The organism is Paraburkholderia sp. SIMBA_027, from assembly GCF_046535315.1.
In the GTDB taxonomy this organism is placed as follows: domain Bacteria; phylum Pseudomonadota; class Gammaproteobacteria; order Burkholderiales; family Burkholderiaceae; genus Paraburkholderia; species Paraburkholderia tropica.
The window spans coordinates 1-397 of record NZ_JAWRWY010000151.1 but is presented as its reverse complement, the minus strand read 5'-3'; the positions used below and the strand labels follow the sequence as shown (position 1 = coordinate 397).

1 protein-coding gene is annotated in these 397 nt (G+C 59.4%); it reads right to left on the bottom strand.

The genetic code is table 11. The annotated features are described in order from the left end of the window. Nucleotides 1–99: 99 nt before the first annotated feature. Nucleotides 100–397 (bottom strand): DUF982 domain-containing protein (locus SB764_RS38545; RefSeq protein ID WP_410866541.1); only part of this gene is annotated, 298 nt, incomplete at its 5' end.

Below are 397 nucleotides of genomic sequence, written 5' to 3'. Positions count from 1 at the left end.
CAAACCACGCTGTCTTCCGAAAGTTCCGGGTCGTCTTACTGGCAGCTACGCAAGTAAAGCTGGCGTCCGCCGGCCTGCAGTTCCGTGCGCTCCGATCAGCTACACGCCGGAGACGCTCCGGTCCTGTGCCTGGCGCAGATGCGATGGGACCTCTTTGGCGTCAGCAAGCATGTTGTGCTTCTTGAGGAACCGGCGAAAGTTCTCCGCGACAGCCTGGACCGGGAGCTGGCCGCTTGCCGCCTTCCTGCAGGCCTCCACTATGACCTCATAGACGATGTCGCGGCTGTTTTGCGGCCATTCGTCGAGGAAATCGAAGACATCGTCGAGACCGGCGATCTCCTGAATGAAGTGCTTCCGCTGCGCGTAAATCGGGCGGTGAAAAGTTTCAAATGCCATG